Below are 20,647 nucleotides of genomic sequence, written 5' to 3'. Positions count from 1 at the left end.
AGTTTTAAAGCTTAGGATTAGGTTCTTCTGTAAGATAATCCTCTCCTCCAGCAAATATTCTCTGAAGTTCAGCATATAGTTCATCAAATCCGTCTTCAGTTGTTGATGAAACTGGAATTGGTAAGTTGTCTAAATTCTCTATTATCGTATTGACAAGCTCATAAGAATATTCATCAATTGTTCCCAGCTCGTCAATTATCGTACCATCTTCTACCCAACTTCTAATTCTCTCTAGTTCTTGTTGAGTCAATAAGTCGCTTTTAGATAATGCAAGAATTTGAGGCATTGAGAGCCTAAACTTTATTGAACTCGAAAGCAAGAAGAGTGAGATATAACTTCTAGGATCTTTCGATAGAAAAGAATCCATTAGAAAAATAGAAGCAGACTTATTACCCTCACTTATTAAGGAGGATAGTATTCTTCCAGATTCTCTATAAGCAAATAATTCTATTTGACCAGGTGTATCAACTATAACATAATTTCCTTCAATTCTACTAATTTCTTCTTTTATATCTTTGGCTTTTGTCAAAATCAAGTCTATGGAAGCTATTAATGAGGAATTTGGGCCTAGGCCATATCTTTCCATAACTTCAAACGCATCAACATAGTCTCTTACATCAAAATCTGGTCTATAGGGAATCTGCTCTACTGCAGGGTCTAGGTTAATAACAGCAGTATCCATTTCATTATCTAGCAGATAATCTTGAAAACTCTTTACTAATGTAGTTTTGCCCGAACCAGCTGTTCCTAAAACAAATATGAAGTACATGTTCTTACCGAGTTTAATCTTAAAAACTACTCCCTAAATTAAATAGTTAATGATAATTATAGGAGGAACAGCTACAAACGGAATAGATGAAAACTTATCAAAAATTGTTAAGGCACCATTAATAAAAGTAGAACATAAAGTGTTCCCCGATGGAGAATCATATATAAGAATTCCACAACGGGTATCAGATGAAGAAGTTTATGTTGTTCAATCTCTCTACCCGCCACAAGATAAGCATCTTATTGAACTCTTACTAATCCTTGAAACCCTTTCAGACATGAAAAACGATAAAATAACAGCTATAATCCCTTATTTGGCATATGCAAGACAAGATAGAAGATTCAAAGAAGGAGAAGCAGTTAGCATTAAGACAGTATTGAATGCAATACAAAGATCTGGGGCTAACTCACTCATCGTCATTGAACCACATAAAGCGGAAGAGCTTTCCTATTTTAATGGGGAAATAAAGGTAGCAGATCCAACACCAGAGATAGCAAAAAAGATAAAGAGAAAGGTGGAAAAGCCATTTGTGTTAGCCCCAGATAGGGGAGCATTAGAAAGGGCAAAAAGACTTGCAAATGAATTACAGTGTGAGTATGCATTTATCGAAAAAGAAAGGGACAGAGATACTGGGGAGGTCAGAATAAAGAATTTGCCAGATATAAAAGTAAAAGATATGGATGTAATATTAATTGATGACATAATAAGCACTGGCGGTACAATGATACAGGCTGCACAGGCTTCTTATAATTTAGGTGCAAGGAAAGTTATTGCAGCTGCTTTTCATGCCTTATTCATAGAAAATGCATACGAAAGAATGATGAACAGTGGGATAAAAGAAGTAATAACAACAAACACGTTACCACAAGATCCTAACAAAGTCACAATAGTTGATGTATCACCATCAATAGCGAGAAAATTATGAAATCATATGCGATTCTAAATCAGGATAACTTATTTTTATCACTCGAAGAACTTAAAGCAATTGTAAAAACTGATGTAGATTATTACTATGGAATAGGGATATTTAATAAAGAACCATTTAATGTTGCTAGAAGATCTAGTTTAATAAAAGCCTCTGGTGAGGTTATAGCTGTATCAACAGATGTTAAAGATATAATAGATGCAGTAAGAGGAAAATGTTATTCAATTGGACTTACATTACCCATGAGGGAATACAAAAATGAGATTTTACCAATATATAATGAAATTGCAAAAAATGTAAAATTATCCAAGAAATGCAAGAAACTTGACATTATCTTTACTGAAGGAATAATAATTGCCGGAATAAGAAAAGAGGAAAAAGACACAAAAAGTTTGATTGAACATTCAAAAAAGCCTTATTCGCAGTCAGGTACTTTAGCACCAGAGATCGCAAGGCTTTTAGTGAATTTGTCTCAGGCTGAGAAAGAGATACTTGACCCATTTATGGGAACTGGTAGCATACTTATTGAGGCTAAATGGCTAGGGTTAAATTGTATTGGACTTGATATTGATGATAAAATGATTGAAAAGACAAAAACTAATCTGTCTCATTTCCGCTATGAGTGTGATATAATGAAAGGGGATGCAGGAAAAATCCCTATAAGAAATGTTGAAGCTATAGCTACTGATCCTCCTTATGGAAGGTCATTTAGTATAAAAGAAGGGTTAAACAATTTATATGAAAACTTTTTCCGCTCTGCTTCTGAAGTAACAAAAACCTTAGTTTTCACAACAGACTCTAAGTTTGATTGGAGAGAGAAACTAAAAGAAACTGGTTTCAGAGAAATCTCTATCCACTTTGTTTATAATCATAAAAGCTTAAGTAGAGCAATATATGTTGTAAGGAAATGATACTAACATATTTCATTGGAAGTGGAGGAGGAGCACCTAATAAAAGAGGGCTGCCTGCTATTCTAGTTAGGAGAGAAGGCTTTGATTCACTGTTTGACTGCGGAGAAGGGACTCAATGGAGAATGATGGAACATAGACTCAGTTTTATGAGGCTAAAACTTATTGCTATTACTCACATGCATGCAGACCATGTTTTGGGTTTACCCGGAATGATTGCGAGCATGTCAATGTATAGTAGGAAAGAACCCCTCCTTATCATGGGGCCAAGTGAAATTAAGGATTTCCTTGAAGATACTGTTAGAAGAACGCATTTTCGCACCAGTTTTGAGATAAGGTTTTTAGAAAAATATGAGGATGAAAACATAAGAATTGTACCATTTTCAACTTGCCATACTATTGAATCTCAAGGATATATCTTTGAAGAAAAAGATAAGATAAATATCGATGCGGAAAAACTAAAAAAAGAAGGGGTAACTGATTGGAGGTTAATAAGAAAGTTGAAAATGGGAGAAAGAGTTGAAATAAACGGAAAAGTACTATTACCAGAAGATTACCTCACAATTAAACAAGGTAGCAGAATAGCCTATACTGGGGATACTGCACCATGTGAAAAAGTTATAAATGCAGTAAGAAACGTCGATCTACTTATTCATGACTCCACGTTTATCAATGAAGAAGAAGCTCACGTTTATGGTCATTCAAATAGTAGTGACGCTGCTACAGTAGCTTTAAAAGCAAATGTAAAAAGACTAGCACTTTTTCACATAAGCTCAAGATATGAAGATACAAGCGAATTGTTGGCAAATGCTAAAAAGATTTTTAAGAAAACTTTTGTCGCTGAACCTCTTTCGTACTACATAATTAATCATCCGAAGGGATAGGATTTTCCCATAACGGAACTCCTTTATTAGTCTTTGGAGCTAGCCAATCTATCACAGCTTCTGGATCTTTATGTTCAATTTCTACTTTTATCGGACCTAATGGAGATTCGTTCTCACTATCTACAAATGAGATTTTTCCTATAGCTGCTGCTTGTTTATTCAACATAAATGATACAACATTTCCTATTACACCCCTAAATAAGTACTTCCTTGCAGCGTCTAGTATTCTCTCTTCTCTTAATTTAAAATGAAATTTTTCTAGGCTTGAAAGGGTATTTGACTCCATAATAAGAATTTTTGTGTAGCCATTCTTCTCTTCTCTTAGACTCTCAAAATCAAAGAAATTCTTAACTGCTTGTAGAACTTTATTTTCGTCTTCTGAAGGTCTTACTTCAACTTGAATTATAATTTTTGTCATAATAACCGTTTTATTAATTCTTTGGCCTTATTCTTAAATTCCTCTACTGTGGTGTCATTTACCAAGACATAATCGGCTAACGCAATAACATTCCCTATACCCATTTCAAGTTCCTCCCAATCTCTTTTTATTAAACCTTCGACAGTTAATGTATCGTCTTTTCTAGCACGTTTAAGGAGTCTTTCATATCTTACTTTTGGTGGAGAATGGACGGCAATTATTATTACTTCTCCTAACTTCTTGAACTCCTCTATCTCTTCCCAATTTCTTACCCCATCAAAAACAACTATTTTTTCATCATGAATTTTTTCAATAGACATCTTTGCGACGACTCCTTTACCATAAAGTTTTCTCATCCTTATTGCAAAATCCATCAACCTTTCTCCTTCCTTAGCCTCTTTGAGATATTTTTCCCTCAAAACGTCGCTCATTGTTATTACTTTTACGTTAATCTCTTGAAAAAGCTTAGCAAGTTCGCCTTTTCCAGAACCAGGCATGCCTGTAATTGCAATTATTTTAATTAGTGACCACCAAACATCTCAATATTGGGGATTTTAAAAATTGATTAGATTATTTACTGCAATAGAAATTCCTCAATTCCCTAAAGTTATAGAGCTAATGGATGCTGTAAAAAGAAGCGGAGCTGATGTAAAACTGGTAGAAACTCACAATATTCATATAACACTTGTCTTTATAGGAGAAATACAAGAAAATAAACTGGAATTAGTTAAAGAAGCTGTGGCAAAACTCTCCTTTAATTCATTTAAGGTAAAACTAAAAGGAACTGGTGCATTCCCTAATCTCTCAAGACCTAGAGTGGTTTGGGTAGGAATAGAAGAAGGATTACAAGAGTTAAGAGCGATTAGAGGGACTCTTTTGAAAGAGTTATTAGGGAGAGGAGTAAGACCAGACGACGAAAAAGAATTCTCTCCTCATCTTACCGTAGGCAGAGTGAAAGGTCCATCAAACCTACTTAACTTAATTAACGTCATTAATGAATATCAAAACCTAGACTTCGGAGAATTTATTGTCAATAAAGTTACCTTATTTAAGAGCACACTGACCTCAAAAGGTCCTATATATGACGCATTATTAGAAGTGAGATCTAATGACTTTAGAGGAGGAAGTACTAAGTAAAATAAAACCAAGCAAGGAAGACGAAGAAAAGTTAATGGAAAAAGCACAAATAATCTTGGAAAGGTTTAAGGACTTAAATCCTGAAATAGAAGGGTCTTTTCGAAAGGGCACTTGGCTGAAAGGAGACACAGACATTGACATATTTCTATTCTATCCGAAAAGTGTAGGAAAAGAATATTTGAAGGAAAAAGCTTTGAAAGAAATGATAGATAGGGTAAAAGATCTTAATTATGAAGTAGCTTATGCTGAACATCCCTACTTGATGGTTTTCATTGATAACACAGAGATAGATATAGTCCCAGCGTTAAGGTTGGAAAGAGGGGAAGAGGCAATTACAGCCGCAGATAGAACGCCATTTCATTCTAGATATGTTCTATCTCACTTAGACGAAAAAGGGAAAGATGAAGTAAGATTGCTGAAGAGGTTCATGAAAGGGATTGGAGTTTATGGCGCAGAAATTAAGGTTAAAGGATTTTCAGGGTACGTTACAGAACTTTTGATAATTAAATATGGATCATTTAAAGAAGTGCTTGCTAACGCCTCTAAGTGGAAACCACCCGTCAGAGTAGAATTGGTAGAACCTAAGAAGGAATTTGCAGATCCACTAGTAATCCCAGATCCGGTAGACCCAAGGAGGAACACTGCTTCTGCTGTCTCACTAAGGAGCTTAGCTACCTTCTCATTAGCATCTAGGATGTATCTAGAGAGACCTTCCATAGAGTTTTTCTTCCCATCCACACCGGGAAAGCAGAAAATCAAGGGGGATGTGTTAATTGTGAATGTAAAATTACAAGAACGTGCAGTAGAAGACATAATATGGGGGCAGGTTTGGAAAAACGTCGAAAAGCTGAAGACGTTGCTTATTCAAACTGGGTATAAGTTAATTGATATCTCAGCTTGGGGGAATAGTGAAGAAGTGACAATCGGAATACAAGTTGAAAGCAAAAACATAGGAGAACATTATCTAAGTCCAGGGCCATATTTCTATTTTGATAGCGTTGAAGAATTCATCAACAAGAACGAAAATGTATGGATAGGAGAAGATGGTAGACTCTACACGATAAAAACAAGAAAAGAGACAATAGAAGATATCGTGAAAAAGAATTTAATGTTTAAGCAGAAATTTGAATATGAATTGTTCTGGTTAAAGGAGGAAGTAGATGATCCTTGGATAAACTCCTTTTTAAGGAAAACGCCAAGTTGGTTAAAGTAAGAGAGTTCATATATCCTAAGTATAATGAGGAGATAGAAAAAGAACTAGTTGAGCACGGTATAACCGAATTGTATTCATTCGGAAAAACAAATTTAGGGAAACTTAAAGTGATAGGAAAAGGAAAAACTGGTGTAATAGTTCTTTTAGATGAAAAGAGAGTTATAAAGATAAGAAGAAGCGATTCGCCAAAGGAAAGTTTAGAAATTGAGGCTAAGATTCAAACCCAAGCTCTCCCAATAGCGCCTAAAGTATATGATTATGGAAAAAACTTTATTGTAATGGATTATATAGAAGGAAAGAATCTTGATGACACTAGAAAAAATAAAAGAGTTATCATAGATTTGATTCTGAAAGCAAAAGAGTTAGAGAGTAGAAAAATTGAACATAAAGAACTAGCTAGGCCTTATAAAAATGTAATCGTGTCAGAAAACGACAATGTGTATATAATAGATTACGATTCAGCTAGCATAAAAGAAAACCCTTATAATGTTACTTCAATATTAAGCTGGCTAAGATTACCAAATCTTGCAATTTTGTATAAAAAACATAAAAACATAGAGGAAATCCTTAATTTTGTGGAGTCACTGGATTGGGTTTAAAAAATATTACCTTAATAATATCAATACTTTCGGCCAACTCTCTCAAAGTTACTTATAACGAAACATCATGAAACTTCTAATAATCTTGGAAAAGTAGTATAGGGTATATTGAATATATTAATAAACGTAGGAGAGATATATTGGTGGTTTAGGATTACAATAAAGTACACTTGTAAGAACTGTGGTTATGTCTTGTATAAGTTTGAAAAGGTAGGACAAGACTTCTATGGTGTAAGAACCCCTTCAGAAATAAAACTTATCTTTGGAGGAAAATGTCCAAAGTGCGGACATGAGCTAGGTACACCATCAATAGAAGATATTGGAATAAAAATAAAAAATAAGATAACTCCAGTAGTAGATTAATTTGTAGTTTTTTAGATTATTCTTTTCTATTTCATTGTTAAATAAATAGAAAAATCAGATTTTAGCTAGTTAACAGAAGCAATATTAGTTCTCGTAGAAATCTCCTTTTTAACTTAATTATCCTTCTTTGTTTCAAGCTTAAAATCTTATTAGCAAGCGACGTGAGTAATTCAAATAATCATCTCATGCAACAAATAGTACGAGTATCCGCCTATTATCCCTATCAAAAAATTCAAATATGACTTATGATAACTCAATAACTAACGGGGCCGTCGTCTAGCCTGGACTAGGATGCAGGCCTGGGGATAGGATCCCCAACCACCAGTGCGCCTGTGGTCCCGGGTTCAAATCCCGGCGGCCCCATTTTATGACTAGCTTTTTAAAAGTGGATAGCGATGCTAGAAAGTGGTATCTTCAGCAAGAGAGCACTAATCTATTATTAAAAATCGTTAATCAATCCGAGGAAATCACAAGTCAAATAGCTTTTTACTCAACAACATAACTGAGACTTATCGTCCTTAGACCACACTAAAAAGATTAATACTTTTATCTTAGTTTTTAGGATAAGTAATTAATGGGATCAGAAACAGAAAAAATGAAATTAGAAATAGAAAAACTTGGCCCTTTAGGAAAGAACTCTATTGAGTTTGGAGACTTAACATTGCTAATGGGGGCACCAAACACAGGGAAAAGCTATACTCTTAAAGCATTATATTTAAAATTGTTCCCGCTTGATAGTTTTACTTTAAGTGACTTTAAAGAAAAGTATTCAATTCATCTAAGGAATCAATTGGAGGAATCGTTTTCTAAAGAATTATTAGATATATTACGTGAGTTTCTCACAGCTTTAGTTAAGGTTACCTTAAAAATATTACTTTTATCCAATAATTCCGATTTGCGTAATAATCTAGAAAATTTATTAAAGAAGGAAGAAGAAAAGAAAAACTTTGAGTATAAGTTAGAACTTAATAAAGATAAAATACTAGTCTCCATTAAATCAAATCCGATTAAACTAAAACTAACAACAGACTTCGATAAAAATCTAGAAGAGACAGTTCGTAGGTTTGCATCTGATCTAGTAGGGACAGACAATATAGATACAGTAATATTATACCCCGCAGATATCTCAAACATAAAAGCTTACCAGATTATAAGCATACCTGGATTCAATATTAATGGTGAAGATAGAATACCTATATCTCTTATATTAGATGAAATATTGATGGATTTCGTTGAATTACTTAATGAAAAATACAAGCAGATACGTCCTGAACTTAAAGAGTCTATTAATGTCCTTTTTCCTCTTATACATAGATATTTAAGAAGATTTCTAAAATACATTCGTATCCATGTTGAAACAAGTAAAATTAGCCAAAATAAGCTCGAATTAATAATCACCTTTAGTCTAAGAATTGATGTTTCCACTCTTACTAGAGAAACCTTACCCAAAGAGATTGCAGAAAGATTTACCGATGAATTGCTTGAGACAACTACCAAGGAAAAATATTTTCAAACTTCCTTAGGACGTGCAACAAATATTGTTAAAGAATTATTGTCACATAAATTGAGCACAGATATTTCCGAAGGACTATATAAAGCTCTAAGAAAATGGTTAGGAAGTAGAGTAGATTATAATAATCTGCGTTATATACCATTTGGTAGGACTACCGTTCTGTTAGAGATCGAAAGAGCTTCCCGTGACCCCTTTACCAGAGGTGAATATCTCAGAAAATTTTCTGAATTTCACCCTATTATCTTACGTAGCCATGCTTATTGGACTAGTCGTGGGAGAGGTTTGCTCTTTGATCCTAATCTAGAAGAATGGAAAAAGAAGCTTTTGAGAATAGTAACTCCATTGATTGAAGGGGCTTTAACCCCTGACCCATCAGGTAAATTGATGTATAAAGATTGGCGCGGGGTTAATGTAGATGTGGATGTGGCATCAGCACTAGTAGATGAGGTTTCTGGCATTTTACTCCCTTTGTTAACTGTTAAAGAAAAATCGTTAATTCTCATTGAAGAGCCTGAAGCTCAACTTCACCCCGGAGCACAAATTATTATGGCTCTTTTTATTGTGTCTTTAATGGAGCTCTGTAAATGTAAAGTTGTAGTTTCTACTCATAGTGATTTATTTGCTATAACAATAGCTCAATTAGTCGAGCAAAAACCAGATAAAAAATGGGTTATGGAACTTATAAAGGGGCTTGTTCCTCATGTGAGTGAAGGAGTGGAAGATCTTGCGACAATTGTGGCAGAATCTATAGGTAATCTGGATGTGAAAGTGTATGAATACACACGGGAAGGAAGTGTAAATTTTGTTAAAGCAAGAACCTTGCTTAGTGAAAGAGTGCCAAGTATAACAGAAGTTATAGACACACTGACAGATTGGGCTTTTCGTTTAGCAGCGCACAGAGCATCTGAGGGGAAAGAGAAAAATGCCCAGTCTTAGCATAAAATGCCAGGGTAATAATTGCTACCTTACTTGTGAAGAAAATGAATGTCCAGTCATATTTCCAAGTCAATTAGATTTCTTTTGTGACGGTGAAAAAGTTATTAATCAAGGACTACGGTGCGACTGTATAGCAGCTTTTATAAAGCCAGGATCTGCAGGTGAATTAGCAATAGAAATTTATTCAATAGAGCTCAAGTCTATTCGTAACCCGAATAAAGCTGAAAAACTTTTAGAATCGCTTAGAGAAAAATGTCGAAACTGCCTTGAGTGGGCTGAAAACGAGGCGTTAAGAAAATTAAAAGGTAGCATTGCTAATATAACTATTTCAACTTATTGTATTAACGTTATTCCATCAGATATATTCAATCACACCGCCACGTTAATTAGAAAGAGGGTGATAAATTTAAAACCGAATAACATAACTCATGTAAAAATAATACCATGCAATGGAAAGCTGACAGATAAACCTTTATTTGAAATTTAATTCAATAGAACTATTATTAAATTTTAGCACTAACATTCTCTTTTATCATTATTGTTTTGAACATCATCACGTCTTTTGATCAATCTAAAATTTTCTACTGCTTTTAGTGTACGAGAAGAATATCAATTTAGCAACAACCTTAATCTCCAATTTTTACAAACAAGTGATAAATCAAAAAGATAGGTTAGCTCTTCCTATCTTATATAGAGAGAGAAAGTATGTAGTCCTAATTAGAAGACTAAACAAAAAATAAGAAATCTACCAATAAGACTTATTTTCTCTTTCTCTAAGCAAAACTAAGATAGACAATAAAGCCAATACAAATACTAAGATAACAATTATTGCCGACTTAAGAGGAAGAGGATCTGAATTAGTTGATGTCACATTTTCACCTTGCGCTACAGTAATCTGAGGAACCATTACCGAAATGTACGTAGAGTTTATAGCTATAACTTGGTTTACTACACTATTCAGGACTGAGGGTGCAGATTTATAATATGGGTTAGCTGCGTAAACTTCAACTTTATTCGCGCCTAATGACAAATTCAAAACAAATGACGTGTTTGACGTGTTTGCTATAAGTTTTCCATTATTGTAAATTAGATAATATTCAGCTCCTATTGTTTTGTTCCAGTTTAGATATAACATGTTTAGATATTCAGTGTAAGTAACATTTGGAGTACTGGGTGGTATGTAATATATTTCAGTAAAACTATATTTTGATACACCAGCGATACTTATCGCTTTTAATGACACATTGTATATCCCAAATGGTACTTTTACAAAATATGATGTATTAGTCAAGGTTGTATTCACTATAGTTCTATCCCCTTGTGAAACTGTGAGCTCATATTTTACTTCTCCGGATTTACTAGTAGTGTTCCACGAGACCAAGAACCCGTTTATCTCTTTTATAACTGAAATTGCTATGTTTGGCTTAGCAAGTGCTACAAAGGACACTGTTGAAATGCTACTGTTTCCAATTTTGTTATAAGCTATAATCCCAATAGTATACAGTTTACCAGGTGTGAGGTTTGTTAAAGTATATGATGAGACATCTCCACTAAGGTTTATTGTCTGATTTTCTACTTCAAGATAATATCCTAGAATAGGGAATCCTCCGTTAAAAGTAACATTCCAAGAAATTGTAGCATTATCATTCCCTAACTTAAATGTAATTATGGGTGGATTAGGAACAGAGGCTGGTGTAGCGTTTACTATATTTGAAGGAGTACCATTACCTAGAGAATTATAAGGAGTAATTTGAATGTAATAAGTTATGCCATCCGTTAGATTACTTAATGTATAAGACATCTTATTACCTACATTAATAGTTTTATAACCAGTTAGATTACTCCAATAAGTAAGATAATAACCAGAAGCATTAGTGTCGTACCATCTTATTGTTATTGTCTCATTTCCCCATGTTACAGAAGTTATTTGAGGCTTAGGAGGAGGTAAATAAATTGATATTGATTGCATCGCATTGCTTGGGATATTTCCAGGTCCAAAGCCTCCTAAAATATACAGTGTGTTTCCAAGCTCAACATAAGCACTAAATATTGTCGGCTGTTGCTCAAAAGTACCTGATTTCTTCCACGTCCCGTTATAATAATATAAAATGCTTCCATTTTGATATCTACCATTGATATAAAACATTCCGCCAACTAAAAATAGATAACCACGATAATAACCTAAAGCACCTCCCGCTTCTGGCCCAGGTAATGGGGTTAACTCTATCCAGCTGTTGTTTTCTGGAAAGTACTCATATACAGATGTAGTCATTTGTGCTGGTTCATAAAACCCTCCAACTACAAACAATACACTCCCATTAAAGTAGTATGCTGATGATGCTAATGGGATAGGAGCATTTCCAATTATTTCCCAAGTATTTGTTTTTAAATTATATACTTGAATTGTTGTTGTGGGAGGATTCAAAGAATTACCCATATAGTTCATTCCACCTATAACGTATATTTTATTCTGATAAGAGAAAACTATTGCATCATATACTGGGTCGGGCATTGATGTAGTTATTATTTTCCATCCATTACCAGTATACTCTAAAATACCACCGAAAATGGAGGAGGAGTTAGCTCCACCAACTACGTATAAATTACCATTGCAAACTGTAGCTCCTGCGCCCATAAGAGGAAAAGGTAAACTTGGGCCATAATACCAATTACCATTAGAGTAAATATATACGGAACTAACTACTTGACTAGATAGATCTGTACCACCTATAAGGAATATTTGACCTTTGTAATAAGCTGCAGCAGAATACACTAATGAATCCGGTAGGGCTGGAGGAGTTATAGAAGATTGAAACCGCACATAACCCATACCAATTGAAGGAAATAGCAATATTACAAAAACAAAAACCAAAACGGTATTCCGCTTCATAGTTTACTAATATATAAAGTCATATTTTATAAAATCTACCGTCTTTTCAAAAGATTAACTAAAGTATTTTGATACGACACGATATGTAAAACCCTGGAATATATTAGATAATTTAAGGAAATACGGCTCTATTTTTAACTTAGAGGGTACATAAATCTCTCTTTTTCCAGTTTTGATAGCTTTTATAACTGCCTCAGCAACTCTTTCTGGCTCTACCGCATATTTTGCAAAGACATCTTTAGTATTTTCAAAAGATGGATGAGAAGAGAAATTAGTCTTTACTGGACCGGGATAAATCCCTGTTACCTTAACGTTGTATTTCCTTGCTTCAGCCCATAAGGCATTGGTAAAATGAGCTAGCCCAGCTTTAGCTGCAGAATAAACTATCAATTTCGGCGTTGCCACATAAGCTGCCTCAGAAACTATGTTGATTATATTCCCTTCTCTTCTTTTTACCATTTCAGGGTAAACAGCTTTAATAAAATAGAGAGGGGAAACGAAGAGAGTTTTAATCATGTATTCTTCCTCATCAAGCGAGGTTTCAAGAAAAGAACCGTAAATACCAAAACCTGCATTGTTTACAAGGACATCTATCTTGCCAAACTTATCTTCAACTTCGTTAATAATTCTAAAAACAGATGCTTTATCAGTAACATCGGCTTGATAAATTATATCTCCGACTTCTGGTTTACTTCGAGAAATCGAAACAACGATATAATCAAGACTCTTAAGTTTCTCTGCAGTAGCTTTACCTATCCCTTTAGACGCTCCAGTAACTATTGCAACTTTTTTCATAACAAGATGTTAAAGGAGAGAAACAAAAACTTTTATCCATATGCTTTTTTAAAGTTCCTCTCCACAACTTTCTTTACTTCTTCCTCCTCTATTCCCTTAATTTTTGAAATCTCTTTTATTGCTTCGCTTATGTATGTTGGCTCAAGCATTCTCCCTTTATATTCATATCCCCCATCACTTTCAGTAAGGATAATCTCGATAGGCGCTTTAGATACTACTTCTTGGTGTTTCTTTTGGAAAGTTACTGAGGGATTGACAGTTATAAAGTAACCTGCTCCCTCAATATCCTTTAACAAGGTTATAGGACCAGTATACCAGTGAAAAATTGCTTTTTTCACGTTGTAAGTCTGTAAGATTTTGAATGCCTCTTCCCACGCGTCTAAAGCATGAACATTTATTAGCTTATTCCGGGCTGATGCAATTTCAGCAAATTTCTCAAAATACTTTATTTGAAGTTCTTTTCCTGCTTTTGCATATCTGAAATCTAAACCTACTTCTCCAATAAAGTCAGACCTTTGTATTAATGGAAGAACACTTTCCAGCGTCTCTTCGTGAACTTTCCAAGGATGAATACCGACTCCAGTTAAAATATTCGGTGATTTCAAAGAAAGAGTATCCACAGAGGACTTATAATCCATGGAAACTGCAGCTATAATAAAATTCTCATAATTTTTCTTTAAATAAGAATAGTGACAATGAGCATCGTAGTACATAAAAAAGATATTGAAAAAAGAATTAATAAGCTTCATCAACTGAGATACTTAGATTCCCAGTGAAATTGTAAAACATTAATTCCAATTTTCCACCTCCTTGAATAGTTTTATGGTATTCTTGACCAGAATATTGATCTATTAAATTGTTATTATCATAGATCTTAACATGAAAAGTTGAGTTTGAAGTTAAAGTGATAGTTACGTTTCCGTTAGAAGGTAAATTTACCGGATAAATATAGTTTGTAGTACCGTTAGAATATACTGTAACAGAAGATGAGAAATTGAAATAGTGAATAATATTTACAGTATTTGATGTAGCAGTGGTTTTGCTTACTGCTACACTACTATTGGTTGACATATGAACTTGTATGTTCCCTACATAATATTCATACCCTATTACAGCACCTAAAACCACTAAAGCTATAATTAATATTTTACCTAGCATATTACTTCTCTTCTTCTTATAGTACAATTTAAAAAACAGACAATCAAATATTACTCAGCACTGACTTTCCATCGTCATCAAGAACGAGAGTTCCAGTTACAATTATCATAGAGAGAAGCTGTTGTGTTATTTAACTCTCACATTGCTTGATTTCCATGAGGCTAAAGTTAAAAGCACTACTAAAAGAGATCCGTAACCTAATATAAGTCCCCATTTTCCTGCAGAAGCAATACCACTATAGTCAACTAGAGCGCCCATAACTATGCTTCCAATTCCGCCAATTATACTACCTAGATTATATGTTAATCCAGTCAAAGCACCTCTAACTTCCATAGGTACAGACTCAACTATTAACAAAGGAGCTAAAGGCCAAAAACCTGTAGCTACTGTATAAGTTAATAGACCTGCAGTTACCACATTTACATTGGTAAAAACTGCTAACATAAACGGTAAACCTATCATCTCTCCTATAACGCCATAGATAATTAACTTCCTTTTACTTATAGTATCTGCAGCTCTCCCAAAACCTATGAAAGAAAAAGCTAACAAGACATTTGAGACTAACATCAAAGTCCCAACAGTATCTTTACTGATCTTTAGCGCCTCTAAGAATTCCGCATAAACAGCAAAAATAGAGTAGTAAGAAAAGAACATCCCTGCAATTACTATAGTGCTCCTTATTAGAACTGAAGTGTATGAAGAAATATCAACCTTTTTCTTTTCAACTTTAAATACTTTTACATCACTCACCTTACTCATTATGTAAGGTACAAGAAATATTGGAATTGCACCAGTTAGAAGAAACAGCCTCCAGTTGCTCGAAAAGAAAATAAATGTGACTCCAGTTAAAGCATAACCTAAACCATAGCCTGCTTGTACGATACCGTTTATGAGTCCTCTCAAAGAAGGAGGGGCATTTTCATAAACTATAACAGTTCCTGCTGTCCACTGAGCACCCATGAAAAGGCCTTGTAAAGCCCTTGCACCCAATAAAACAAATACGTTTGGCGATAAAGCCAACAGCACTTGCGAAAGAGAATAACCAGCTGTTCCAATGTTCAACACGAGTTTTCTCCCTCTTGTATCAGCAACTTTTCCAAAAGTGTAACCACCAATAACTCTGAAAATTAAACCTAAAGCAAAGAGAAGTGTCCCAACTACTGTAGGAGCGTTAAAGCACTTATAGAGTTCTTCATAAACGTAAGTTACAATCAATAAATCATAAATGTTTCCTGCCCACGCAAAAGTAGATGCGATAGTTGCATGAATCCATTTGTTCATAGTTTAAAAAAGTTAAAGGGGGTTTTAACTTACTATTTAATAAAAAATGAAAATAGGGTTTTAACTTTACTTTTCAAATTTGAATATTGAATGTTAAACGGAATGAGTTAGATTATCTATTCTTCCTCCATCAGCAACTATCACTTGACCAGTAATGTACCTTGACTTATCGCTAGCAAGAAATACAACAATGTTTGCAACATCTTCTGGTTTTCCGGTAGTGTGTAACATGGTCTTATTTCTAAAGTTCTCTCTCAATTTTTCTTTTTCTTCCTCACTTTTACCACCAAGTGTCATATCGGTCTCTATCCAACCTGGTGCAACTGCATTCACTCTTATACCATACTTTCCTAATTCAAACGCTAATCTTTTAGTTAATATAATAACTCCCGCCTTGGTTATCGCATAAAAAGTAGTGCCTTCAGCTGCTGTTCCTATACCAGCATTACTTGCAACATTTACTATCGAAGGTGACTTTGATTTTTTAAGTAACGGCAAAAACTCGTGTGTAACATAAATTACTCCATTCAAATTAACTCTAAGCATAGTTTCGTACTTTTCCTCATCAAAATTTTCAAAAGGCATTAAATACCAGAGACCAGCATTGTTAACTAAAACATCGAGCTGGGGAGAAATTTTCTCAACCTCCTCTCTTGCTTTTCTAACCTGATTTCTATCCCCAACGTCGCACTTAATTGTGATCACTCCTTTCTCTCTTAATTCTTTAGCTTTGTCTTCTGAACCATGATAAAGCACTATTACTTTGTAACCTTCTTTCATTAACGTTTCGGTTATTGCTCTACCTATTCCTCTTGTACCACCAGTGACTAAAGCATACATAGTGTTAATCTCTCAAACTAAATAAAAGATATAATGTATAGGAAATTTTATAAAACAGAGTAAATAGTAGGTGTTAAAATGAAGGTTATAAAATATAACGTCCAGGTTAGAGTTGAGACAAAAGACCCTAAAAAAGAAATCCAGAAAGTTGGAGGATTATTGATACAAAAATTTGCTAAAGATGAAAGAAAATACAAGGATCAACTGAACAGTGTACTTCAAGGCAAAAGTAAGGTAATAGAGGTTAATGGTATAAAGGCGACTTTGACAGATACAACACTAGAAGTTGAAGGGATTAAATTTAGGAAATTAATAAATGTTAGAAAGTTCATTGACGAAGTAGCAGAAAAATACGAGGCGAAATGTGGCCAATTAAACAAGGCTGAGAATTTGTACACAAAACAATGTGAAGGAAAAGATGCAAAAGTATATTTTGATATAAAACCAGTGAAAATAAAACCGGTTAAGAAGGAAGAAAAACAAGAGAAGAAGGAAGAAAAGAAAGAAAGTGAAAGTAAGTAATAAAAGTTTTAATAATCTTATTCTATTTATATGCATCCAATTATTCATGGCACATTAGTAGGAGAAATAATAGCGTTTATAATAGGTTGGATAATAGCATCAATACCAGTATGGTTAGCGTCAAAGGCAGTAAGTAGACATTCGACATTTCCTAGAGCGATGTTAGCAACACTTGGAGGGATAATAATATTTGCTATAATTCTTGCCATATTCACCGCAATAGGATTAGCAGTAGGTCTTCCAATACTTGGAACTTTAGGTTTACTGTTCGGTTTTATAGGAGTCTTAGGAGTGTTTAAAGCCTTTTTGATACCGGATGGGGTGGGGCATTTCTAATTGCTATATTAGCGTTTGTCATATTAGTGATAATTGACTTGATATTAGCGTTTTTAGGGATAGTAACAATTCATTTCTTCTGAATAAAGTTTGCTTATCTGTAAGCCAAAACTAAACAACGTGTTTTAATTTGTTAGTTGAGAACAAACCTAACTTCAAAAATAAGAATGAATTAAACAACATTTCCCACCACAAGTAATATGAGAAATTAAAGCAAACGGAATTAACGGGACGTCTGCTGAAGACTGTTATAGCGACGCTGAAAATATATCTATCATAGCTAGGGAATCCTAACAAGAACAAGTCAAGACCTAGAGTGAAAAGTATGTTAGTTATTTTAACACCTAAAGCGGGTTATAAACTAGACTTAGAAAAGATGAAAAGTCTTAGGTTATGACACTCCAATATTAGGCTATTCTAGGATATTGACACAGCATAAAGATTGAAAAACTGCTGAAGCTAAGTTTGTTAAGAGGGAAAGAGTGGTACTTATTCATCACCTTTAGAAAGAAGGAAGAGAAAAGAAAAAGGAGGAAAAGAAAGTAAGCCATAAAAGTTTTAACCTTTATTCTATTTATGTGTATCCAATAAGCTATGATACGATAGTAGAGATAATAATAGATTTTTTCCTAGCACTAATAGCAGTATGGTTGGCTTCAAGAATAGAAAGTAAACATTCGTCTTTCCCTAGAGCATTTCTCGCAACACTTGGAGGGGTATTAATATTCGTTATAATTTTTGTCATATTCGATGTAATAGGAAAAGCAATTGATCTTACAATACTTGACACATACATTTTAGGTTTACTATTTGGTTTTATAGGAGTATTAGGATTGTTTAAAGTCCTTTTTGGTACCGGATGGCATGGAGCGCTCTTAATTACTTTACTAATGTTTATCATATTATCGTTAACTAACTTAATATTATTGTTTTTAGGGATAATAGCAAGTCTTTTATTGTGAAAAAAGTAATAGATTCCCTTACTTTTTATGGGATAAAACTGTATAGTTATGTTAAAGATTTAAAGCTAGAATTCGATGACTTTGTAATAGAAAAAATTATTTTAAACCCTCTTTATAAATACTCGTGCCAATGCTGTGTCGATGGTTTTTATCAGCAATATTTATGGAGCAAAGGAAGAGATTACACCTTGAGATTAGGTATCTATAATCCTAAATGCAGGGTTCCTCCTCAAATAGAGTTAGAAAGGCAGTATAATCATGAAATTCATGGAATAGTTCTTCATCCTCAACATCATGGTTTTTCACTACTGGATAAAAAACTAGAGTATGTTTATCAATTCGCAGAAGACCATGATTTACCAATCGTTATTCATAAGCCAAACGTAAAAGAGATAGAGAAAGTTCTGCAATACGACGTGTTTTTAGTTCTTGCTGACACAGAGGAAAGATTAGAAAATGACAGAGTATACTATATTACACAAAAACCAACCAGAGAGAATGAGATATACGGAAGTGGAAGCCCTTATAATAGAAAAGACTTGATTGAAGTGTTAAAGGAGAATAAGAAGGAATATAAAAAAGAATTGTTTTACGATCTACCAAAAAGATTATTTGACAAGAACTAACGGTAATTTATCTTTCTCCTTTGCTCTTGAAGTCCAGTAGCATTCTAGGAAAATAAAGCAAAGCTTATTCCTTCCCCCTTTATATGCCAAGAAGAATAAGGGGTCTCAAGCCCTGATTGTCTGTTTTTACTAGTACTAGAAATTTATACAATCACAGTTTAAGTCTTTTTAAGATAAACTCCAACACCTTTCTTCACTTCATATTCCTTATCTTTTTCAACGTGAGAAGGAAAATTGCTAGAGGTTAAAAGAAGCTCACCAGAGTCTATAGACTTCACTTTTGTTTCCTTAAAAGCGACGAGTAACTCAATTTTCTTCATCGAGATCGATAACCAATCTTCACCCTTATAAATATCAACTTTCCTTGAGCAATTGTTTCCATACATTTTCCTTGTTTTTATTAGATCCTTATAGAAATTGTAGATTTCTTCGTCAATGATCCAACTTGATTTACTTTTCTCAAATACTTCATCTGACTGAGGATCAATAGTTTGCCCATTTCCTCTTAGCCTTCCTTCCCTAACTCTCTTGATTGCCTGGGGGTCAGAGTAATCTGAAAAGAAGAGGAAAGGATTTCTCTCGTAGTACTCCTCTCCCATAAATATCATTGGAATAAAAGGAGAAAGCAAATACAAGGCTGAAGCAATTTTGTAACTTTCTTTATCTACAAGGAATGATAACCTTTCTCCGTCACCCCTATTCCCAACTTGATCGTGATTTTGAATATAAACTACGAACTTACAAGCGCTTAAGTTACCAACTTTTGCACCATGTGTCTTTTTTCTAAAATTAGAATATCTTCCGTCATAAACAAAAACGTCTTTAAACGCCTTAACAATATCATCTAAAGAACCATAATCTGAGTAATAACCGTTTCTCTCCCCAGTTAAATAAGCGTGAATTGAGTGATGAAAATCGTCTGTCCATTGTGCATCATTCTTATACCCACACTCATCTCTTATAACCTTGGGATCATTAAGATCGCTTTCAGCAATAATGAGCTTCCCTAGAGAATGAGCTAAATCTGTGAGTTCCTCAAGGATGTGTTTAGGAGAAGAGTCATAAATAGCATGTACAGCATCTAAACGAAAGCCATCTACACGAAAGGTTTCCAACCAAAACCTAGCATTCTCGAGTATGAACTTCCTTACCTCGTCACTATAGGTTTCATCGAAGTTAAAAGTTAAACCCCAAGGAGTTTTACACATGGAGGAAAAATAAGGACCGAGAGAGATCATGTAGTTACCTTCTGGTCCAACATGGTTGTATACTACATCAAGAATAACAGATAGACCACGCTGATGAGCTTCATCAATAAATTTCATAAAGGCGTAAGGACCGCCATAACTGTTTTGCACTGCGTAAATGAAAACACCGTCATATCCCCAGTCCTTTTTACCGGGAAATTGAAAAACTGGCATTACTTCGACCGCTGTAACTCCTAAATCTGCTAGATAATCAAGTTTTTCAATTGCTGAGTGAAAAGTTCCCTCTTTTGTAAATGTCCCGACGTGAAGTTCGTATATAATTAAATCCTTCGGGTCTATCTTTACCTCTTTGCTCTTCCAATCG

General features: G+C 34.2%; 23 protein-coding genes and 1 tRNA gene. 14 read left to right on the top strand and 10 right to left on the bottom strand.

The window, feature by feature from the left end:
* Window positions 1-4: 4 nt before the first annotated feature.
* On the bottom strand, window positions 5-769 hold the full coding sequence (locus tag AC3OCB_RS03150) for an ATP/GTP-binding protein (protein ID WP_498340746.1): 765 nt from the start codon (window positions 767-769) through the stop codon (window positions 5-7).
* Between the two features lie 49 nt (window positions 770-818).
* On the opposite strand from AC3OCB_RS03150, the gene AC3OCB_RS03145 reads away from it, so the two are divergent.
* Genes AC3OCB_RS03145 through rnz form a run of 3 tightly spaced genes read left to right on the top strand, consistent with a single transcriptional unit; the run spans window position 819 to window position 3,486 of the window.
* On the top strand, window positions 819-1,694 hold the full coding sequence (locus tag AC3OCB_RS03145; RefSeq protein WP_498340745.1) for a ribose-phosphate diphosphokinase: 876 nt from the start codon (window positions 819-821) through the stop codon (window positions 1,692-1,694).
* On the top strand, window positions 1,691-2,605 hold the full coding sequence (locus AC3OCB_RS03140; RefSeq protein WP_498340744.1) for a TRM11 family SAM-dependent methyltransferase: 915 nt from the start codon (window positions 1,691-1,693) through the stop codon (window positions 2,603-2,605). The genes AC3OCB_RS03145 and AC3OCB_RS03140 overlap by 4 nt, the downstream gene beginning before the upstream one ends.
* Complete coding sequence (gene rnz, locus AC3OCB_RS03135) at window positions 2,602-3,486, top strand: ribonuclease Z (RefSeq protein ID WP_498340743.1); 885 nt, start codon at window positions 2,602-2,604, stop codon at window positions 3,484-3,486. Before AC3OCB_RS03140 ends, rnz begins: the two co-directional genes overlap by 4 nt.
* On the opposite strand, the gene AC3OCB_RS03130 is transcribed toward rnz, so the two are convergent.
* Together AC3OCB_RS03130 and AC3OCB_RS03125 are read right to left on the bottom strand one after the other, a co-directional pair.
* Entirely contained in the window at window positions 3,467-3,904 is a 438-nt protein-coding gene (locus AC3OCB_RS03130) for an RNA-binding domain-containing protein (RefSeq protein ID WP_498340742.1), read from the bottom strand. The genes rnz and AC3OCB_RS03130 overlap by 20 nt on opposite strands.
* Window positions 3,901-4,425 (bottom strand): AAA family ATPase, encoded by a 525-nt coding sequence (locus AC3OCB_RS03125; RefSeq protein ID WP_498340812.1) that lies wholly within the window; start codon window positions 4,423-4,425, stop codon window positions 3,901-3,903. Before AC3OCB_RS03125 ends, AC3OCB_RS03130 begins: the two co-directional genes overlap by 4 nt.
* 43 nt (window positions 4,426-4,468) lie before the next feature.
* Here AC3OCB_RS03125 and thpR point away from each other — a divergent pair, with 43 nt between their 5' ends.
* From thpR to AC3OCB_RS03090, 7 genes are all read left to right on the top strand, one after another.
* A complete protein-coding gene (thpR, locus tag AC3OCB_RS03120; RefSeq protein WP_498340811.1) occupies window positions 4,469-5,041 on the top strand; it encodes an RNA 2',3'-cyclic phosphodiesterase in 573 nt (190 codons plus the stop codon).
* Window positions 5,013-6,254: a CCA tRNA nucleotidyltransferase gene (gene cca / locus AC3OCB_RS03115; RefSeq protein WP_498340741.1), complete on the top strand. Its 1,242-nt coding sequence runs from the start codon at window positions 5,013-5,015 to the stop codon at window positions 6,252-6,254. The genes thpR and cca overlap by 29 nt, the downstream gene beginning before the upstream one ends.
* Window positions 6,242-6,853 (top strand): RIO1 family regulatory kinase/ATPase domain-containing protein, encoded by a 612-nt coding sequence (locus tag AC3OCB_RS03110; protein ID WP_498340810.1) that lies wholly within the window; start codon window positions 6,242-6,244, stop codon window positions 6,851-6,853. The genes cca and AC3OCB_RS03110 overlap by 13 nt, the downstream gene beginning before the upstream one ends.
* A gap of 108 nt (window positions 6,854-6,961) precedes the next feature.
* Window positions 6,962-7,216 (top strand): hypothetical protein, encoded by a 255-nt coding sequence (locus AC3OCB_RS03105; RefSeq protein ID WP_498340814.1) that lies wholly within the window; start codon window positions 6,962-6,964, stop codon window positions 7,214-7,216.
* A gap of 265 nt (window positions 7,217-7,481) precedes the next feature.
* A tRNA-Pro gene (locus AC3OCB_RS03100) sits at window positions 7,482-7,579 on the top strand.
* Window positions 7,580-7,790: 211 nt separating this feature from the next.
* On the top strand, window positions 7,791-9,665 hold the full coding sequence (locus AC3OCB_RS03095; protein WP_498340740.1) for an AAA family ATPase: 1,875 nt from the start codon (window positions 7,791-7,793) through the stop codon (window positions 9,663-9,665).
* Window positions 9,652-10,152, top strand: coding sequence for a hypothetical protein (locus AC3OCB_RS03090; protein ID WP_498340739.1), 501 nt, complete (start codon window positions 9,652-9,654; stop codon window positions 10,150-10,152). Before AC3OCB_RS03095 ends, AC3OCB_RS03090 begins: the two co-directional genes overlap by 14 nt.
* 258 nt (window positions 10,153-10,410) lie before the next feature.
* On the opposite strand, the gene AC3OCB_RS03085 is transcribed toward AC3OCB_RS03090, so the two are convergent.
* The 6 genes from AC3OCB_RS03085 to AC3OCB_RS03060 form a co-directional block, all read right to left on the bottom strand.
* A complete protein-coding gene (locus tag AC3OCB_RS03085; RefSeq protein ID WP_498340738.1) occupies window positions 10,411-12,555 on the bottom strand; it encodes a Kelch repeat-containing protein in 2,145 nt (714 codons plus the stop codon).
* A gap of 54 nt (window positions 12,556-12,609) precedes the next feature.
* Window positions 12,610-13,350, bottom strand: coding sequence for an SDR family NAD(P)-dependent oxidoreductase (locus AC3OCB_RS03080; RefSeq protein WP_498340737.1), 741 nt, complete (start codon window positions 13,348-13,350; stop codon window positions 12,610-12,612).
* 32 nt (window positions 13,351-13,382) lie between these two features.
* On the bottom strand, window positions 13,383-14,063 hold the full coding sequence (locus AC3OCB_RS03075; RefSeq protein ID WP_498340736.1) for a TatD family hydrolase: 681 nt from the start codon (window positions 14,061-14,063) through the stop codon (window positions 13,383-13,385).
* A 22-nt stretch (window positions 14,064-14,085) separates the two neighbouring features.
* Entirely contained in the window at window positions 14,086-14,508 is a 423-nt protein-coding gene (locus AC3OCB_RS03070) for a hypothetical protein (RefSeq protein WP_498340735.1), read from the bottom strand.
* A 126-nt stretch (window positions 14,509-14,634) separates the two neighbouring features.
* Entirely contained in the window at window positions 14,635-15,789 is a 1,155-nt protein-coding gene (locus AC3OCB_RS03065) for an MFS transporter (protein WP_498340734.1), read from the bottom strand.
* Window positions 15,790-15,882: 93 nt separating this feature from the next.
* Window positions 15,883-16,629, bottom strand: coding sequence for an SDR family oxidoreductase (locus tag AC3OCB_RS03060; protein ID WP_498340733.1), 747 nt, complete (start codon window positions 16,627-16,629; stop codon window positions 15,883-15,885).
* Between the two features lie 78 nt (window positions 16,630-16,707).
* Here AC3OCB_RS03060 and AC3OCB_RS03055 point away from each other — a divergent pair, with 78 nt between their 5' ends.
* From AC3OCB_RS03055 to AC3OCB_RS03040, 4 genes are all read left to right on the top strand, one after another.
* Entirely contained in the window at window positions 16,708-17,151 is a 444-nt protein-coding gene (locus tag AC3OCB_RS03055) for a hypothetical protein (protein ID WP_498340732.1), read from the top strand.
* 30 nt (window positions 17,152-17,181) lie between these two features.
* Window positions 17,182-17,487: a hypothetical protein gene (locus tag AC3OCB_RS03050; protein WP_498340730.1), complete on the top strand. Its 306-nt coding sequence runs from the start codon at window positions 17,182-17,184 to the stop codon at window positions 17,485-17,487.
* A 578-nt stretch (window positions 17,488-18,065) separates the two neighbouring features.
* Window positions 18,066-18,449, top strand: a complete 384-nt coding sequence (locus tag AC3OCB_RS03045; RefSeq protein ID WP_498340729.1) for a hypothetical protein — start codon at window positions 18,066-18,068, stop codon at window positions 18,447-18,449.
* A complete protein-coding gene (locus tag AC3OCB_RS03040; protein ID WP_498340727.1) occupies window positions 18,446-19,075 on the top strand; it encodes a hypothetical protein in 630 nt (209 codons plus the stop codon). The genes AC3OCB_RS03045 and AC3OCB_RS03040 overlap by 4 nt, the downstream gene beginning before the upstream one ends.
* A gap of 158 nt (window positions 19,076-19,233) precedes the next feature.
* On the opposite strand, the gene treZ is transcribed toward AC3OCB_RS03040, so the two are convergent.
* The coding region (gene treZ, locus AC3OCB_RS03035) for a malto-oligosyltrehalose trehalohydrolase (protein WP_498340726.1) at window positions 19,234-20,647 on the bottom strand (1,414 nt) is incomplete at its 5' end.

This window comes from Sulfurisphaera sp., from assembly GCF_059755235.1.
The sequence above is the reverse complement of the archived record's forward strand: the minus strand, read 5'-3'. Positions and strand labels throughout refer to the sequence as shown.